Annotated in this window: 9 protein-coding genes; all 9 read right to left on the bottom strand. The window is 36.6% G+C overall.

Annotation, left to right across the window (positions count from 1 at the left end; translation table 11 throughout):
• Window positions 1-63: 63 nt before the first annotated feature.
• A complete protein-coding gene (locus ACHRV3_RS06250; RefSeq protein WP_395433668.1) occupies window positions 64-2,754 on the bottom strand; it encodes a DUF4962 domain-containing protein in 2,691 nt (896 codons plus the stop codon).
• Between the two features lie 29 nt (window positions 2,755-2,783).
• Window positions 2,784-4,163 (bottom strand): sulfatase, encoded by a 1,380-nt coding sequence (locus ACHRV3_RS06245; protein WP_395433667.1) that lies wholly within the window; start codon window positions 4,161-4,163, stop codon window positions 2,784-2,786.
• Window positions 4,164-4,412: 249 nt separating this feature from the next.
• Window positions 4,413-5,843, bottom strand: a complete 1,431-nt coding sequence (locus ACHRV3_RS06240) for an alpha-L-fucosidase (protein ID WP_395433666.1) — start codon at window positions 5,841-5,843, stop codon at window positions 4,413-4,415.
• Window positions 5,844-5,854: 11 nt separating this feature from the next.
• On the bottom strand, window positions 5,855-7,747 hold the full coding sequence (locus tag ACHRV3_RS06235) for a RagB/SusD family nutrient uptake outer membrane protein (protein ID WP_395433665.1): 1,893 nt from the start codon (window positions 7,745-7,747) through the stop codon (window positions 5,855-5,857).
• Window positions 7,748-7,763: 16 nt separating this feature from the next.
• Window positions 7,764-10,919: a SusC/RagA family TonB-linked outer membrane protein gene (locus ACHRV3_RS06230; protein WP_395433664.1), complete on the bottom strand. Its 3,156-nt coding sequence runs from the start codon at window positions 10,917-10,919 to the stop codon at window positions 7,764-7,766.
• A 731-nt stretch (window positions 10,920-11,650) separates the two neighbouring features.
• Window positions 11,651-13,633, bottom strand: a complete 1,983-nt coding sequence (hepC, locus tag ACHRV3_RS06225) for a heparin-sulfate lyase HepC (protein WP_395433663.1) — start codon at window positions 13,631-13,633, stop codon at window positions 11,651-11,653.
• Between the two features lie 12 nt (window positions 13,634-13,645).
• A complete protein-coding gene (locus ACHRV3_RS06220) occupies window positions 13,646-17,245 on the bottom strand; it encodes a heparin lyase I family protein (RefSeq protein ID WP_395433662.1) in 3,600 nt (1,199 codons plus the stop codon).
• 243 nt (window positions 17,246-17,488) lie between these two features.
• Complete coding sequence (locus tag ACHRV3_RS06215; RefSeq protein ID WP_395433661.1) at window positions 17,489-18,679, bottom strand: glycoside hydrolase family 88 protein; 1,191 nt, start codon at window positions 18,677-18,679, stop codon at window positions 17,489-17,491.
• Between the two features lie 650 nt (window positions 18,680-19,329).
• Window positions 19,330-19,566 carry a DDE-type integrase/transposase/recombinase gene (locus ACHRV3_RS06210; RefSeq protein ID WP_395433699.1) on the bottom strand — a complete coding sequence of 79 codons (237 nt, stop codon included), beginning with the start codon at window positions 19,564-19,566 and terminating at the stop codon, window positions 19,330-19,332.
• Window positions 19,567-19,678 lie beyond the last annotated feature (112 nt).

Raw genomic sequence — 19,678 nt, 5'->3', positions numbered from 1 at the left:
CTATTGCTAGTTTGTCTAAAAATCAATTTGGAAAACTAATTTACAGAAAAATAAGAGTGGTTTCTAATCTAATTTTTTATCGTATTTGACCACATCCGGCAGTTCATCAACGGCTTCTGTGATATCCCATTTTGTGCTGTTCATTTCTAATAATACAGAGCTGCCGGCAATTTTTGGGATATAGTTTTTGCCTTCAAAATTAATCGGAACATTGCCATAACTGAATAGGGATTGTATCGTTTTATTGGAAACTTGAAAGGCACTGGCTTGATCTCCGTCTAATTGCGCTTGTATTTCCCAGTTTCCTACTTGAAAATGTGCTAATCCATCATTAGTATTGAGCCTTTTTATAATTTCCGTTTTTCCGTCTTTAATTTGAATGATCGTTAGAAATCTAAATTTTTGTTTTGCTTCTGAGGTGATTCCGGCGTGCCATTGTTCTTTAAAATCCTTTATTTGGCCTTCATCATTCGTGACCTTATTCCAATTGACAGCCGGCTCAAAAAAATTGTTGTGCACTTGCATTTTCAAGGGACTGTTTGCGATTACTTTTGCGCTTATATTTCCTAAGTCACTATTGACAATAAAGTTTTGTTCTGCCGCATTTTCAGTATTTTGTGCTTCGATTGTATAATAAGGACACTGAAACTGTGTGGTCCATTTGACAGGAGTTTTTGCTTCTAATTCATCATACAAAACAATATAACCTCCTTCTAATTGCAGCATATGTCGACGGTATACGGTAACTCCGGATTCGCCATAACCATTTGTTTTATTAGGGACTACATTAATTTGCTTAAAACGATTTAACCAAAAATCACTTTTAATTTCTCCATAAGCATTACCGGCATCTCCCAGTGCATATTGGATATGTTTTCCCGAAATAGCCCTTGGAATCCAACCGTAACCTTCTTCTCCGATTTTTTGATTTAAACTGTCGGCCAATATAGTATTATAAGCCTTAGAAGTACGATAATCCAGGAGATTGTGTTTATCACTAAAGTTGCTGTAATACCCGGTGCCTCCAAAAATTACTTTTCCTTTAAAATTAATGGTAAAAGCATTTTGAGAAGCATGTCCATGTCCCGAAGAACCAAACGGACTGCTAATGAGGTAACTGCTCAGTGTTTTATTAGCATCCTTTAGATTTTCATGCATTGCAACCACCCCGATATCGGCAAACTTTCGCGTTTTAGGCAAGTCGCCAGGTGAGGAAACAGCTAAGGTTTTGTTTGGTTTATAATTCAATAAACGGAAAAGTAAATAATCATCTGATCCTTTAAAATAATCCGGATGCTCTTTTTTTATTTGTTCAACATACCAATTTAAATAAGGATTATTCATTTTATAAGTAAGTGCTTCAGCAAACCAGGCTTCTCCTTTTACGATATAAGGAATGTTCTCCCACATATCTCCCGTTGCTGTACTTGCAGCGTCGGTGGGATGTGTGTATAACATATAATACGGCAGGTTTTCCATCCATGGTAATTTAAAATAATCAACACCACTAAAATCACCAAACATCTGTGATAAGTAAATGATGGATTTAAAATTTACTCTAAAATATCCGTTTCCTTCGTGCCAGCCGCCATCTGTGGTACCTAATACAGGAAAACGTGCCGACCAGACTTCGTACATATAGGTGAGCCATTCTTTGGCTTCCGGAACGTCATTAATTACTGCAACGGTGGCTATAGCTAAGTTGCGAAGCGTAATCTGCCAAACATGATTATCGCTGACATGCAACTCAAAACGATTTGGTAAATGACTGTAAACCCGTTTAGCTCTAATGGTAATTATATTTTTAAAAATTTCTTTTTCCTGTGCATTCAGAAAGTCATAACCTGCATCATAAAACCATCCTAAGGCCTCCAGCACGGCACCGCTGGTAAAATCATCACCTGTCGCCAATCCATTTGGGTTCATATTGGCAATATTCAGGGCTCTGCGTTTGGCATCAAGAATAAATCGTTTGTCTTTAGTCAATTGATAAGCAATACATAAGTTTCTAACGGGAGTACCCACTGCATCACCAAAACCATGATACATTCGCTCGACAATAATCTTCTTTTCTAATTTATTTTTACCGGTGGTATCAATGACACGTTGGGGTTTTTCGGTAGGAAGAGGAGCCAGCATTAGTTTTTCTGCGAAAGCAATAAATTTCTTAGCCTCCGGATTTTCTAAATTATTCTTATAAAAATCCGATCCAATGCGATTCATATCCCATAAAAGGGGATGTGCTCCTTGGTTTCTTTTTAAAACGACGCTTATTGGAGGCGATACTTTTTCGTTAGCATATTTAGGATCAATTACAAAATCATAAACCGGTGACCAGGTCCATTGGTTGCTTCCTTTTAATGCATAAGCGTATTTCCAGTACCATTTTCCCGGTTTTAAAGACTGATGTAAAGGATAAACCGCCCAAGCTTGTTCTGAACCGGTAAGCAAATCTTTGGTGAAATTCTTATCACTGGCCAGCATTACTTTGTAACGGACTTTACCAATATTTGGATCTTCCGGTACTTCGCTTCCGCTTTCCATTGGTTTTACCATTGTTTGGCCATTAGTAGCAGGCCAAAGTAAAGCCGGAGCATTGGTTGGCACCGTTATTCCATTTACGGGATAAGGCCATTCTCTGACTCTGGAATGCAATTTTTCAGCATTCAATTTGATTATAGCCGGTTGCTGTTGACCGAAAGTATGTAAGGTAAGAAGTAAAAGCGATACTATAATTATTCCTTTTTTTATCATTTTTTCTACTAGTTTATTTTCTAAATCTTTTATAATCCGGAAACGAATTGGTCTCCATTGTTTTTACACCATTGTTTCAAATAGCGGCGCATTGCGATAAGTTCTTTTTTGTAGACTTTATCTACTGCCAGATTTGTTATTTCTCCTTGGTCTTTGGTTAAATCAAAAAGTTGTTCTTTGATAGCTCCTTTATTATAAACAATATATTTGAAATTTTTAGTGATTACGGCACGACCACTAATCCCCAAAAGTTCTTCATTGTCGGCAAAATCAGTTTCTATTACCAAAGTATCACGAAGATTTAGAGTAGGATTTGCTATTTTTTTACTGAGGTCAACACCTTTCAAATAGGCAGGTTTTTTAACGCCTGTAAAACCGCAAATTGTTGGAATAATATCGGTACCATTACAAACTAACATTTCATCGGTGCGTGGTTTCCATTCGCCAATTTTTGAAATAATAAAAGGTATTTTGGCCGCTTCTTCGTATAAAATTTGTTTTTGATTCCAGCTGTGGCCTGCATAACCATCACCATGGTCGGCTGTAAAAATGATAATGGTATTTTTTTCAATATTATATTTTTTCAAGGAAGCCAGCACCATTTCAATATAAAGATCAACTTTTTCAACCAAGCGGTTGTATGCCCAGCGATATTGACGCCATTGGTCGCCATTCCAATTAACAGTAGGGTAGGTGCGAAAACTTACTTTTTGCTGTTCGCGTACAATTTTAGGTTCAAAGTCCGGAATTTTCCAGTTTTCCGGAAGTGCAGGACATAAATTTGGTGGAGGTGCTTTTTCTAGCAGATCCATTTTTAAATCTTCGTCTCGTGCCCATTCACAAATATCATGTGGATTTAAAAAAGATGCGACTAATAGAAAAGGAGTGTTTTTATTTTCTTTTATAAAACGAGCACAGAAAGAAGGCGTTGCGGCATCATTATAATCTTGAAAATCGGTATTCTCGATATATTCAAATCCATGTTGGCTTTTTTTGGCAGTTGGAACAGGTAGATGCCATTTGCCTACATAACCTGTTTTATAACCTCCATTTTGAAAAATTTTGCCCATCATTAACAAATCCTCAGGCCATTGTCCGTCTTTTTCAGGTGCATTACCTATAAAACCGGTTTCATGAGGCATTTTTCCACTCATAATTGCACTCCGAGATGGAGAACATAAGGGCTGCGCGCAATAGGCTTTGGTAAAACGAACTCCATTTTGGGCTAGTTTATCCATAGCCGGAGTATGCAAATCTTTGTTACCGACAATGCTCATTGCATCAGCGGTTTGCTGATCTGTCATTATAATTAGAATATTCGGACGCTCTGTTGTTTGCCCATTAGTGATTAATGGAATGCTTAAAAATAACAATAGACATACAACCAGACTGTTTTTTTGAAATAACATAATATCTCTTTATAAGATTATTTATTTGATTTAAGAGCACTCAAACACAAAACGAATTTAGGTAGCAATAGGTTAATAACGTTTTGAATTTGTACAAAATGATATTAAATTTAGCTAAAATCTTTTATGAATAGTAGCTATGGTTTTGAATTGATTTTATAACTCTTTGGAATATTAATGCAGCACATTAAGCACTGCATTAACGTCCAAAAAAAGAACAATTCTAAAAACGATTGCTCTATTTCTGTTTTATCGTATTGAAAATGCAAGTGCCGGAATATTTTTTCCGACTAGATCTTTGGGCAAGGAGACTTCTATCTTATCTCCCGTTTGTTTCCATTTTAAAGTTTTACCTGTTGAAAGCAATTTTAGGGTGCTTTTAGTAGGTATAATTCCTTTCCATTGAAGACTAACTGGAACTGGTGTATCTTCTTTTAGGCAAGCAATAGCGTATTTAACTTTGCCATCTTTGGATTGCGTAAACCAAATATTTTCATTGTTATAAATAGCTGAGGTTCGGGTTGCATAAATCGCTTCTCCATTTTGTTTGAGCCATTGTCCCACTTTTTCTAAACATGCGGTCACTTCTTCAGGAAATTCTCCTTCCGGTGTAGGACCAACATTCAACAAAAAATTTCCTCCTTTAGCGACAACTTCTGTCAATTTATGAATGATATAGGTAGCGGATTTTATTTTATCGTTTTTTCTATAACCCCAGCCTTTACCAAGTGTCATGCAAGTCTCCCAAGGATCATTAATTTGTTCTTTTGGGATAGATTGTTCCGGTGTTCTGTAATTTTCATAGGGTCCGTGTACCGTTCTGTCCACAATCAAAATACCAGGCTGTGCCTCGCGTGACATGCGGGTTATTTCTGGCATATTTATATCTTGGCTGAAATCAGGGTATAAAGAAAAACCTTCGGGCCTTTTTTTGCCTTGTTCCAATGGGCGAACCCAGCCGCCATCCAGCCATAAAACATCGATCGCTCCATAATGATGCATTAGTTCGCTAATTTGGTTATAGGTGAAATCCTGAAATTTTTTCCAGCGCCAAGGGTTTTTATTTCCATCATAATTGACATTTCTGTCCGTTGTGGCGTAACGAGGCCACCAAAAATATTCGGAATGCCAATCGGGTTTAGAAAAATAGGCCCCGATCATCATTCCTTTTTTGCGATACGCTTCAAAAATAAATTTGGTTACATCGGCTTTTGGATTTTTGGCAAAAGGTCCTTTGGTTATTCCATAATCGGACTCTTTGGTATCAAACATATTAAAACCATCGTGGTGTTTGGTGGTAAAAACAACGTATTTCATTCCAGCCTTCTGAGAAATTTCTGCCCACTTATCGGGATCAAATTTTGTAGGATTCATTTTTTCAGATAAACTCCAATACCACTTTTTATAATCTTCATAAACGACATTACTGTCTCGTACAAATCGTGGTTCGTTGCACAAGAGCCATGATTCACGAATTCCTTCTACACTGTAAATTCCCCAATGCATCATGATACCAAACTTTTGATCCCGCCATTTTTCTAATTTTTGTAATACCAGAGGGTCAGTTGGGTATTCATACACTTTCGAAGCCTCATAAATATCTGCAGGTCTTTGCGGTTGCTGCGCAAATGATACTATAGAAAGGAGCGCTATAAAAAAGGTTAGAATGTTTACTTTCATGGTTTAAAATTTTAATATCCTGGATTTTGACGTGTTATATTTTTATTTACGTCAGTTTCATTTTGTGGATAAGGATAGAGTTCGTGTTTTCCTTTTACAAAATTGGTAACCGCCGGATAGAAATAGTTGGAGCGAATGGCTTTAACTGCGGTACTGGTTTCTGTTATTTTATCGGATAAAATTCCCCATCTAATCAGATCTGATCGATGCATTCCTTCACCGGAAAGTTCCCAAGCTCTTTCTTGTTGTAATGCTTTTAAGAAATTATCTTTATTTAATCCGGCAGGAAGATGTATTTGTGTTGTTGTGGGTTTTGTCAAAAGTGTCGCTGTAGCTGTGGCTCCTGAGCCTTTTCCGTCAGTACTTGTAATGGTTATTGTGGGTGCCGATGTATAACCGTCACCTGAACGAAGCATTGCAATGGTACCTATTGTTCCGTTAGCAAGTGTGACCACTGCTGCAGCTGCATCTGTACCTCCGCCGCCAGTGATTTGAATTAGAACATTACCAACCGCTGTATATCCTGTTCCTTTGTTGCCTAAGGTGATATTTATTCCGCTTCCTGTAATGTCTGCGCCAAAGCCTCTTCTTCTCACTTGATTAATAGCATCATAGGCAATCGCATTTGGACCTTCGTTTAATTCGTTTTCTATTTCGGCACGCATTAAAAGCAGATCTGAATAACGCATAACCACCCAATTAATGTGTGTATACGAACGTTCAAGTGTTGAATTAGTTTGATATTCGCGACTCCACTTGGCTGTTGTCCACGATTCGTCTTGCCTTGCGGTTAACAGTGGGTTTTTGTTTCCAAGGGCGTTAATAGAGTAGGTTGCAATTGAAACATCTCTTCGTTGGTCGGCGGCGTTAAAACTGGTGTAAAATGGTTTTGGCACTAAACATCTTCCGGGAGTTGTTGCATATAAACTACTTGCAGCGGTCAATGGAGCATTAAAATAACCAACCCATGAGGCATTACCAATAGTTCCTGAGGGATTAAAAAAAGCAATTTGAAAAATGTTTTCAGTTGGCTCTAAAACATGCTGACATTGATTTTTAAATACTTTTGAGTAGGATGGATTTAACTTATATGGATTTTGAGCCATAATATCATTAATCTCTTTCTGAGCTATTAAATAGAAATCTTTGTAATTACCAGGTCTGGACATCGTTCCATTTGCACTTAATGAATAACCTCCGGCAAAAAGAGCGACTCTTGCCAATAGGGCTTTTGCGGTCCATTTATTTACGCGTTCATCTTTCGGTGTTTCTTCAGGTAATAAAGCAGCAGCTTCCTGCATGTCCTGAATAATTTGAGCATATATTTCTTTTCGATCTACAAGAGCTCCTCTCAGATCATCACCTGTTTGTGAACTTTTAATTTTAAATGGCACATCACCCCATAAACGCACTAATTCAGAATAATAAAAACCACGCAAAAACTTAGCCTCGCCAATATAGCGGTTCAATTGATTTTTTTGGTTTTGTGTACCATTCGTATATAAATCCATTTGAGGAATCTTTTCTACAACTACATTTGCGCGGTCAATTCCCTGATAGAATTTAGACCAAACCGTATATAATGCATTTGTTTGTGAAATTCCCTGATAGTGAGCGATGGTTCTCCAGTCGTCTGAACCTAAGCCGCTTATTTGTAAAATATCTGTATCCGCATCAAAGACAAAAGGGATATACCAGCCATAAGTATCTCTTGAAGACATTGATTCGTAAACACCCAATGTAGCCATGTTAGCCTGATCTGTATTAGAGAAAAAATTGGCACTTGTAAAATAGGAATACGGAGTTACTTCTAATTCGTTATCACAAGAATTTAAGAGGAATAATAAGCAGGCTATTCCAGCCGCGATGCTTATTTTTTTATAGGAAAATAACTTATTTTTCATTTTCTGAATTTTTAAATTAAAGTGAAATACTTAGTCCTGTGATAAAGGATTTGCTTCTAGGATAAGCACTAAAATCTACTCCTCTGGTTATCGCATTATTACTCACACTTACTTCAGGATCATAGCCTGTATATTTAGTAAATACATATAAATTGTATGCCGTAAAATAAATTCGGAAGTTGGAAATTTTAGACGCATTTAACCATTTTTTGGGTAATGTATATCCTAAACTTACATTGTTGATTCTCAGAAAGGAACCGTCTTCGATAATATCACTGTACAAACGTCCTGTCGTATTACCATTATAAACAGGATTGGTTTTTCCTTGGTTTAAAGCAGCAAGCTCGTTAGGATTTGTGACAACATTTCCGTCTGAATTTATAGACATCCATCTGTTGGAATAGATATCTAAAGTGTTTAAATTCTCTAAATTAAGTCTTGAGTTATTTAATACATTGGCATTATAGATATCATTTCCGACACAGAAATCAAGGAAAACACTAAAATCAATTCCTTTGTAGCTAAAAGTATTGTTTAGACCTCCGGTATATTTAGGATTTGAATTACCAATGGCAGTTCGGTCTAAATCATTTATAATTCCGTCCGGTGTTCCATTCGGACCGCTGATATCTTTAAATTTGATAAATCCGGGTTGTACGACAATATTATCTTTTACCACACCCGATTTTAGAGCATAAGTATTGGTTGTCTGATTGTAGTCAAAATCGTTTACCTGATATAATCCGTCTCTGACATAACCGTACATAATACCGACCGGTTTACCAACTTGTAAGATGTAGTCATTAGTGGTTGTATAACTATTGGTAATAAGTGAAGTTTCACCTTGGCTTAATTCCAATACTTTGGTTTTATTAAAGGCAATATTAAAACTGGAACTCCAATTAAAATGATCCGTTTTAATATTTGTCGTATTTAACGTAAATTCTAGTCCACGGCTGGAAGTCGCTCCAATATTTTGAAATTGCTGGCTGAAACCGGAACTTGCAGGGACACGGGTATTGTACAACAAATCTTGAGATTTATTATCGTAAAGTTCTGTCGTAAGACTGATGCGTTGTTTAAAAAAACCTAAGTCTAAACCAATGTTGGTTGATTTTGTTGCTTCCCATTTCAAGAACGGATTAGGGAGATTGTCTTGATAAGCAGTTGCGGTCTGCTGATTGTTGAGCGGATAAGATCCGGAATCAAAAATACCTAATGCAGCATAATTTGCAATACGATTATTTCCTGCTTCACCATAACTTACACGCAGTTTCAAATCCGAAAACTGAGGGATGCTTCTCATGAAATCTTCTTCAATAATTCGCCATGCTAAAGAGATTGACGGAAAAAAGCCCCATTGGTTTTCAGTACCAAATTTCGAAGATCCATCTGCTCTTAAACTGGCAGATAAAAGATATCTGTTTTTATAAGAATAATTTGTTTTTCCGAAAAAAGACAAGAGTTTATCATCCTCAGCGTAGGTGGTAGGAATTCCTGCAATCGTTCCTAATTGCAATTTATCCCAGCTTAAGTTAACATCCGGAAATGCTGAAGCTGAAGCAGACATTCCTTCGGCATAATTATAAATATATTCTTGTCCTGCGGTGACATCTAATTTATGCTTTTCGCCAAATTTAGTACTGTAGGTTAGAACGTTATTATAATTTAGACGTGTAGCAGTATTGTGTGTCACAGAACCATTAGCTCCACCGCTTCTGATTGCTTGAATACCTTCGGCACCGTTAAATAATTTGTACTTATAACTATTGTCAGAATAATTGATTAATCCGGTGTAGGTCAAATGTGGCGTGATATTGTATAAGAGCTGAAAACTCATATTTAGCGTTTTTTTGATGGTTTCTCTTTGCTGATTTTCTATAGTAAGCACCGGACTTTGAAAAACGGGAGAATCTTGATTGTCTAGTGGGTCAACTACCAGAGTTTTTAAATCTTCATCGACACCGTTTTTTCCAATTGTTGGTCTGTATTGTAATAAAGCCTGCAGCATACTTAATCGGGCATTTCCGCCTTCTCCTGTAGACAGGCCTGTAATTTTTTGATTTGAAAAATTTACAATAGAATTAATGGTGAATTTCTTGCCGACTTTATTGGTCACAGAAAGCTTCGCAATATTTTTTATAGATTCACTTCCCAGCATAATCCCCTGATCGTTATTATTCGAATAAAAGACATTGTATTTAGTATCATTTTCGCCACCACTAATACTCAATTTATGATATTGGCTTACCACAGCTTTACCAAAAACTTCCTCTTGCCAGTCGACACCTTGTCTGTTTTTGTATAAACCTTCCAACTCTTCAAAAGTGCCGTAATTATTTGTGAATTTTTGCAATCTTGCCGGATCGGCTAATGCTCCTTCGTACATTAATTTCACATAATCGTAAGGTTTCATTACGTCCAGCTTATTTGCTAATGTTTTTATTCCGCCATAAGTATCATAGCTTAAGGTCAGTTTTCCTCCTTTAGCTTGTTTTGTAGTAACCAAAACAACTCCATTTGCTCCCTGAGCCCCATAAATTGAAGTGGATGCTGCATCTTTTAAGACATCTACAGATTCTATATCCATTGGGTCTAAAAAAGCCAATCCGGTAGTCTGAGCTACGCCGTCAACAACATATAAAGGTTCATTACTTTGTGTAATAGAGGTTCCTCCTCTGATTTTTAGAGAAGGCTCTCCACCCGGTCTGCCGTCAGACATGGTGACCTGCATTCCGGCAATACGCCCTTGTAAAGCCTGTGCCACGTTTTGTACAGGGATTTTAGCCAGTTCATTACCTTTAATAGAGGAAACAGCTCCCGTAAGATCTTTTCTTGATTTTGTGCCGTAACCTACTACGACTACTTCATCCAGATTATTTGTGTCATCTTGAAGTCTGATATTGATGCTGGTTTGGTTTTTAACCGGTTCTTCTTTTGTTTTGGTTCCGATGTAAGAAAAGACCAGTACGGCATTAGAATGTACTTTAATGGAATAAATCCCGTCCATTGATGTTGTGGTACTGTTTGTTGTTCCTTTTTCAGAAACAGTCGCTCCCGGCATAGGCATCTTCTGTGAATCGGTTACCAGACCTTTTACAGTAATAACATCCTGTCCGTACATAACCTTACATGTGGTAAGCAGTAAAAATAAAAATATAGTCCTTTTCATAATCTATTGTAAAACAGGAATTAAATTGAAATTTTATCCCTAATTAATATTGTTTGGTTGATTCCCGTCTTTTTGAATAGTTTAAATTCTACTGTCTCAGATTCATTTAATTTACCTGATAAAGTTGAAGCTACTAATTTCAAAAAGTGTTTAAAATACTGTTGCTTCTTTTTTAGAGTTTGATTTTCCTAAAAACAGCTGTATTGGTTTTTTCTTTAAGCAGAAAAGGATAACGATTTAGTAACTTAAAAAAAGAGTTGTGATGTTTTACTTCCAGATGTAAAAACGGTTGGTGTGTTAGTTGATTCATTTTTTTTTGGTTTAGTCATGTTAAAAGTTTGATTTGATAAAAACAAATATAGAAATCGAGTACAAACGGTTGTTTTGAAAATAACTAAAAAGCTATTGAATTTGATTAATGTGTATTTGTAATGGTTGATTTTTAACGAAATAACCCGTATTTAGGAGTGTTCTTGAGGTTTTTAAAACAGCGTTTTTATCTTACTTTTTCAAATCGTATAACCATGTAAGCGTTAAATCAAACGTATTGTAAGGTTAACTTTAATACTGTTTGGGTTTAATTATAATCTGGAATTTAATGGGTTGACTTTACCGATTAGGTTCTGGTATTTATTTTAAATAATGGAATAATTTTAAAAAATAAAATCATAAAAAAAACACCTAAATAATTTCAGGTGTTTTACAGAGCGCATTTTAATAAGGTGAAAAAATCAATCGATTAATTGGGCTGTTATTTTGCTTTTCTTGCCATTTACAGTAATGTTTAAGTCAATATTTCCTTTCTCAAAATCATTGTTTCTATTAGGTTTTACCTTTATTTCGGGAGCTCTATTGCCTTCATAAGGGAAAATGATCGTTGCAAATAGTTCATTCTTGTTTTCGTTTTTAATCTTTTCGAATACAAAAGCGGGTCTTTTTACTTCTTTCGCATATATATAGGAAACTTTTCCGTCTTCTTCAGTAAGTGTTACATGATTTGAATATATTGCTTGTATCAAAAGATTATTGCCATCGGCATAAGTGGTATAAATCTTATTTTTAGCAGTATCAAAAACGGGTTTACTGTCTTCCTTTAATTGAAAATGGACGCCCAAATTCCCGGTTGCTTTACCAATGGCACGATCTATAATTACGAAATATTTTTTGTCAATAAAGAAAACGGTACGCTGGTGATTTAAATCAGTATAACTAGGATTTGTATAGGTTAAAATATCTAAGTTTTTAGAGGTTTTCCACTTATTTTGTTGGGCTTTGGTAATGATCATATTCTCATTGTTCAAAGTCAAAGTACTGTGCACTTTGGTCTGGCGATACCAATTTCTCTTTTTGGTTATTTCTGCGTCACCGCTATAGAGATAGGAACCGCTGTCCGGTGTAAAATTCCTTCCTTTTACCCATAATTCAAATGTTCCATTATCGGGCTGAGCATGAAATTCAGCAGGAGGGCCGGCTTTTAAAATCAAGACCGTCGATTGATCGTTCCATCCATTTCTAAAAGTATAAAAGCCGGCATTTGGCAATTCACTTGATAAATAATCAGGTACTTTACCTTTAGCGCCATTAGTAGCAAAATATTTCATTAATTCATTTTCCGGAAATATTTTTGACCAGTCTGTAAATTGTTTCATTCGCAAACGTTTTTCTACGGGCCAGGAATCACCAAACATTGGGTTGTTATAATCCGGGAAAGAGATATTTGCGACTGCCGTGATCATTTTTTCAATCGTTTCGCGGTAAGTGTTTGGAAATTCTTTCTCAACTCCAGCCATTTTAGCCGAATTATAAGCTTTCAAGAAAATATCAATGCAGGCAATATGATAGGTAGGGGATAGTTCCCATTGCACACCGTCAGGAAGTACTTGAAGTTTTATTTCACGATTTAAAACCTCGATACCGCTTTTGCGCCACTCTTCTGCCTTTTTTAATTCCGGAAAAAAAGCGCCGGCGCCCAGAACACGTTGAGCTTCAAACAGTAGGTGGTTCCCTTCTTTACTATAATTTTCAGGAATATAAGAGGTTTGTTTGTCAAAGCTGTTTAGAAATTCCATTAAAAATGCCGGCGTGAAATTAGGTGATGCGACAAATAAATTAAACGTTCCGGGAAGACTTTGTATACGCTCAGAAACTTCTAAAGGACGCCACGCAATGTGATTGTTTTCGATAGAACGTCCTAAATAGTTTTTCTTTTCCCAATCACGAAACTGAAAAATCCACTCTTTGGCATATTTTTCCTCTCCACTGGCGCGGTAGGCGATACCCATACTTTGCCACCACGTTACGCGGTGCAGCTGCCAGCGAATTTCGTTATCTTTTACAGGCCAGTAATCCCAATTGATGTCTTTTCCATAATCAAAAAATCCATATCCTTTTTGCGGTTTAAATTGGTGTAGTAGGGCATTATCTGCCTTTTCCTGATCTGCTTTTCCAATTTCTTTTCCTTTAAATTTAGCCTCATCGCCCAAATTAAAATCAGAGAGCTTACTATTTTTGCGAGTGCGATAATAGGTCAATAATTCATTCGCAGCATCAGTATACTTGCCGGCTTCAAACAGTTTATTTACTTTTTCCAGTCCCGGATAAGTAAGATTAACATTGTCGAAACTCGTTTTTGTAATTTCCTTTTCCTGAGCATTACCGAAAGAAATTGTCAATATTGCGAAAGTAAAAAGGATTGTTTTTATTAGATTTTTCATGCGAAATTTTGACTATTGTTTGATTAGCTTAACTGTTTTTTTATTCTGACCTTCCGTTATTTCCGCAAAGTATAAACCCGTTTTTAGCTCATGACCAATGGTGAACGTTTCACCACTTTTTGCATTTAAAAGTTTTATTTTTCTTCCTAACACATCAAAGATACTTACAGAATAAGTTTGATTGGGTTTTCCTCTAATGCTTAAATTAAATTCAGATTTCGATGGATTAGGAATTGCGGTTACGATGAACTCATTGGTTTCTTGTTCTGCGAGAGTTATTTCTTCTTTTGGGGTTTTACTGTAATCCATTTCACAACTACCAAGATAACAGCCGTGTGCTAAATGAGCCGAAACTGCATTTGAGGAAATGCAAAGTGTTTTATCGTGATTAGGGCTGCTCGTATGGCATATGCTTACTTTTTTACCGGCACAAAGAATATTGGTTACAGTGATTTCTTTTGTTACGGTGGAGGAACATCCAAGGGCATCTGTAACGGTAACGGTATAAGGATGTACCCCTTCAACCGAAGGATTCACTAAAATACGGGCTGTTGTGGCGCCATTATTCCATGCATAAGTGTAAGGCGCTTTTCCGTTCAGAGTAGTTGCAGTCAGGGTTAGCGAGGACGGACCGTAACCTAAATAAATAGTATTTGGTTTACCTCCCGGACTTACCGCATAAATATCGGGAATGTTTACTGAGAACTCACTGTTAATTGTAATTGTAGTAGTAGCGGTGCTGCTATTTCCGGCATGGTCAGTAACGGTCCATGTAATTGAGGATACTCCCACATTAAAATTACCATCGACATTTAGGCCATTTCCATCTCTATTGGTTGCGCCTGTAATGTGATAAAAAATAGATTTAATGTCGCAATTATCAACTGCTGTGACAGCCGGAAGTATATAATGATTCCCCAGGTCATAACATAGTGTAACAGCAGGGATAGAATTTAGTGCAGGTGATTCGACATCGAGAACAGTAATTTTCTGAGTCGTTATGGCGGTATTACCATTTGTATCGACAGCGGTCCAAGTTACGATTGTTGTTCCTGCAGGAAAAAAATCCAGAGCGTCACTAGTCACGCTTGCAACGGCACAATTGTCTGAAACTTCAGGTTTTAGTAATGTTAGTACTGCTCCACATTGATTTGGGTCATTATTTATTGTTATTTCTACAGGTTCTGAAAAAACAGGTTTTTCTAAATCTGCTACTTTTATCTTAAATGTAATAGAAGCGCTGTTGCAGTCATCTGTTGCTGTCCAGGTTACGGTAGTCTCACCGGTATTAAATATTTTATTTGCTAAAGATCCGGTGCCAGTAGCTGTAGTGGCTCCGGTGAGCGAATAACTGTAAGTAGGTGCACTGCAATTGTTAATGGCTGAGATGTCTAATTCACTTTCTTTAGCGGTATAGGTTCCTAAACCCTGATCGGTATTCTTTGTTACATCAGATTTATTAGGAATAGCAAGAATGGCTTTCGTTTGACCATTGAAAGTAAAATCATCAATACCTACTAAAGAAGTTCCGCTTGTTCTATCTGATCCGTACCAGTATAAACGTAGGGTAATGGGTGTTTTTACATTCGATAATGGAGACAGATCATAGGTAAGTGAAGTCGCTGAGGTACCTGGAAAATTTTGAGGAGCTGTAATATCAGTGGTAAAACCATCTAAACTGGATCTCATAACATAGGTACCCGGGTCTGTTGTATTTCCTTTTCTAGCCGTAAATGTAAGATTAGAAAAAATCACCTTATAGCCATTGGCTGGTTGCAGTTTGAACTCAAAATATTGGTCCGGGTTAAAAGAAGTGGCAGGATCTGAAGAAGTTGTTTTATTTGTCCATCCGTTTATTAAAACCCTTCCGCTTAATGCTCCGGCAGTATTTAGACCTCCATTAGTACCATAAAAAAAATCAGGCATAGTACTGCTATCATTGAGAATGTTCAGATTTACAGTATTACCTGTAGTAATAGATGAGGTAAAATCGATAAGGCCAATTAAAGCATTATTCCAGAGTTGGACTGGTGTACTGGCATTATTTAATTCAAAAATTCTAATATCATCGTGATAGACGATACGAGTGAGCACATTGTCGCTGGTGATTACATCTCCGTTGGCATCTTTTCCCGCTTCTCGATACACTCCCCATTTAATATATCCGACATTTCCATTTTCGACATTTCCTGTAAAAGTGACAAAATTATTTTTATCGAGCATTAAGTTGAAGTCGGCTTGGTCAGGGAGCTTGGTGTATATTTTTAGATATCCGGTAGCAGCTGTAGACCATTTTACATCAATACGAAAACGAATCCACTGATTAATGTAGGGACGAAAATCAGACACCAGATCGTTTTGTTCCGTATAATTACGAGTAACGATCGAGTTACGTCTGGTCAGGATCCTAACAGGCAGTAACTGTCCGTCTGACATCTTTAACTGAAAAATATTATCACCGTAGGCCGGATTGTTACTGTTCCATTGCTCCCAATCTTTTAGTAAAACACTAAATTCATAGCGGCGTTCATCTCCGGGAGAATAGCGAAATTGTTTTTCGGAAACTGCATCAGATTCGCTTCGATAGGATCCATCAGAATAGTAATCGGAATTGCCAAGGATAACTTTGTGAGCAACTGCATAATTACCTGTCGCGCCATTCGGAACCATATAAACGGCATCTGAAGCTAATGCATGAGTGGCTGTTACACCTGTAATACCTGAATTAGTAGTGCCGTTTTCGTAATCTACATTCAAAATCGTATTGGTGATACTTGGTGGTGGTGCCGCGGCTAAAAAATTAGTATAACTTATATCGTCGATACACAGCACAGGTGTTGATGAGCCTGCGCCTATGTTCAGTAAATTCATTCCATTTAGAACCGTGCCTTGTGTTAGCAGACCATTTCCGGCGTCAGCATTGGTGAGGATTTTAGTATTGTCGAGCCAGACATCAAAAGTTCCGGCCGGGAGATTATGTGCGATTGGAGTTGCACCATTGTAAGTTGTATAGGAAGCTTCACTATTACTGTTATTCATGAAAAACTTCAGTGTATAAACTTGATTTTTATTAATAGTGGTTTGTGTAAGCCCCGTTGTGGTATAGTTAGGACTGGCAGCTGCTGTAAGCCAGTCAAGATTTACACCGGTAGCAGTTGGGGATAGTCTTAAAGCAGCAAATGTTTGTGAGATATTTATGCCGCTTCCATTAGTGAAATTACTTCCATTACCGAAATAGAACAGGAATCTGCCATTTGTTCCGGATAAGATATTTATTTTGCATTGAAAAGTACCCACTGCTGTACCGGAAAAGGGAGCAAGTCCTAATTTAGCACCAGTTGTCGTAGTTCCACCGGTCATTTTAAGTTCAGCTCCGGTTCCTCCCGCATAACCATTAGTAGTTAGTTCTACAAAACCTTCCGTTGAAGTTGAAGCTCTTACACTCGCATCGCCACCGCCGGCCGTTGGTGCAGGTAAATAAGTTGAACTATAAGTGCCGGAGATATATGGTGATGCAGCAGTACTGCCAAAATCATAGGTCCAACTGGAATTTTGCGCATTTGATTCTAAAAAGGTAAACACACAAAGTAAAGCAAGTAATTTTTTTTTCATAATTATTGATTTTGATGTTTCTAAATAAAGCGTAATTATCAGGACTGCGTTTATATGTATTCTTTTAAGTAAACGGTATCTTATTCTGAGCGTATCCAATGCGATGAGAATAAGAGTTTGGCAAAATTCGATCTAGTTTAAAATATTTTTATAAGACTTATTTACTGCTGAAATATTTTAGGTAAAACAGATTAAAGAGAGAATCAATAGGCTTTTAATGGTTTCGTTCTTAATAAAAAGGGTTTAGATTTTTTTGATCGAAGCGTATCTTTTTAGAGCTTCCAGATAATAATAATCGGCGTAATCAAGAGGGGTGTCAATTTCTGAATTGTATAAAAATGCGCCCACGCTATGTTTCAATATAAAATAGCCATTTTCTCCCGGTTTTGCTAAATATGCATCGGATGATAAGGATTTTAAAATGTCTTCTGCATAATCAAAATATATTTTTCCATCTTTTACCTGTGTGCTTAAATCCAATAAACCAGAAGCAATGACGGCTGCTGCAGAAGCGTCTCTTGGAGCTGGCACATCTGTATCCATTGCGTTGTGAACATCAAAATCCCAAACAGGTACTTTGTCTTTTGGCATGCGAGGATGATTCATGATAAAAGAGGCAATGTTTTTGGCTTGTTTTAAAAATTGAGGATTTTTAGTGTTTGCATAACACATTGTATAACCATACAGTCCCCATGCCTGGCCGCGAGCCCACGCAGAGTCGTCTGTTACACCTTGATGTGTCATTTTACGTAAAACTTTTCCCGTTTGGGGATCATAATCTACAACATGATAGGAACTGTAATCTTTTCTGAAATGATTTTTCATCGTTGTTAAAGCATGGGTACTAGCTGCAGCAGCGTACTTTGGATTCTTAAATTGATTTGCGCTCCAATATAAATACTCTAAATTCATCATGTTGTCTATAATTACAGGATAGTGTAACCAATCCCAAGAACGAATCGTTCCAACTTTAGGATTAAATCGAGCATACAGATTAGCAGCGCCATCTGCTAATACAGGCAGATAAACCCTATCTCCCGTAATTCTGTAGGCATTTCCATAAGAGCAGAAAAGCATAAAACCAACATCATGGGTGTTTTTTATATTTCGAATAGAATCAAGAGCAAGTGTAAATATTTTTGCTTTTTCTGCCAGTGCTTTATCCCCGGTTAGTTCATACCCGTACCAGAGCGTGCCTGGAAAAAAACCAGTTGTCCAATCGGTTAATCCTGCTAATCGTATTGTCCCATCAGGATTTATGGAACGTGGATTTTTGCCAGGTTGATAAGTTTCGGCAGCTTTGTTTAATTGTGAATGAATTACTTCTGTTGTATTTTTAAACCATGCTGAAGAGGAGTCATCCTTCATTGGCTGAGCGGATAAACTTAACGTTAAAGTTGAAAAGGCTAAAAATAGATGGCAGATTTTTTTCATAGTTTATTCGTTTTATAGTATTCAGTTAAATTGAATGTTTGTAAAGCGAAATTAAACCGGAGTAAGAAAAAGGTATTTCAAATTTTATTATAAACGTTTTAAATTTGATTAAGAACCTTGTAAAAGAGGTGTTTTTTTAAGGAATGCAGCACGAAATAGTTTTCTTCGTTTTTATGAATTAAAGCTGACAGGTTTTTGAAACCTGTCAGCTTTGTTTTTTTTTGTTTTGAGATTTTATCTTGTCCGAAATGATAGGATGGAAAAAAAGGTGTAGAATTAGTTTATGGAATTGATTTTATGACTAGTCCTAAATAAACGATACAGTTTTTTAGATAAAATAATTAGACGGTTACAAGTTTTTCTCGTAGCTGTTTTTTGTTTTTATAAGTTCTCATTTTCGTTTTATTTGGCAATGTATCTGATTCGGTGTGAGCATGTAATTTGAATAATGAAGCCTAAAATCATTATAAATACCGATAGTTTCTTTTACTATTTGGGCTGTAATTTTCCTGTTTTTGTGACATCCGTTAATCATAAATACTTGCTTTGAAATTATGTTAATCATTTTTGCTACTGCATCTTAATAACGATCTGGGTTTTGTGTCATACTGCATAATACTGTATTTTTTACCAGCTCTTTTTGATATTCATCAGCAATACTGTAGACCTCTATCAAAATGATGGATCAAAGGCAGTTTGTTTTGCGTTCTCTGCTTAAGAGCCATCTTTAGTGCTTTTAAACAGCTTTGAGTATTTAGATTTTTAGCAACATAATATCCCATTTTCTTCTTTGAGCACGCATCAGTTATCAAACTTAAATAACACAGATTATCTCTTTTTCCAATGTAGGTAAGATCAGAAACCCAAACTTGTTCAGGAGTAGTCATGTATAAGTAAATTAATAAATAGTAGTGATCAAACAAGTTTACCATAAAGGAGCATTTTTTTATTCCATCAAAAGGACCACTTATCTATTTATTATCTTCATTTATTAAAAAA

Source organism: Flavobacterium sp. FlaQc-49 (assembly GCF_044005985.1).
GTDB classification, from domain to species: domain Bacteria; phylum Bacteroidota; class Bacteroidia; order Flavobacteriales; family Flavobacteriaceae; genus Flavobacterium; species Flavobacterium cupriresistens.
Note: the sequence above shows the minus strand (reverse complement) of the source record. Positions and strands in the feature narration are given on the sequence as shown.

Coding starts and splice junctions, on each gene's coding strand:
- ACHRV3_RS06250 (WP_395433668.1), bottom strand. CDS start 2,754: ATGATAAAAAAAGGAATAATTATAGTATCGCTTTTACTTCTTACCTTA.
- ACHRV3_RS06245 (WP_395433667.1), bottom strand. CDS start 4,163: ATGTTATTTCAAAAAAACAGTCTGGTTGTATGTCTATTGTTATTTTTA.
- ACHRV3_RS06240 (WP_395433666.1), bottom strand. CDS start 5,843: ATGAAAGTAAACATTCTAACCTTTTTTATAGCGCTCCTTTCTATAGTA.
- ACHRV3_RS06235 (WP_395433665.1), bottom strand. CDS start 7,747: ATGAAAAATAAGTTATTTTCCTATAAAAAAATAAGCATCGCGGCTGGA.
- ACHRV3_RS06230 (WP_395433664.1), bottom strand. CDS start 10,919: ATGAAAAGGACTATATTTTTATTTTTACTGCTTACCACATGTAAGGTT.
- hepC (WP_395433663.1), bottom strand. CDS start 13,633: ATGAAAAATCTAATAAAAACAATCCTTTTTACTTTCGCAATATTGACA.
- ACHRV3_RS06220 (WP_395433662.1), bottom strand. CDS start 17,245: ATGAAAAAAAAATTACTTGCTTTACTTTGTGTGTTTACCTTTTTAGAA.
- ACHRV3_RS06215 (WP_395433661.1), bottom strand. CDS start 18,679: ATGAAAAAAATCTGCCATCTATTTTTAGCCTTTTCAACTTTAACGTTA.
- ACHRV3_RS06210 (WP_395433699.1), bottom strand. CDS start 19,566: ATGACTACTCCTGAACAAGTTTGGGTTTCTGATCTTACCTACATTGGA.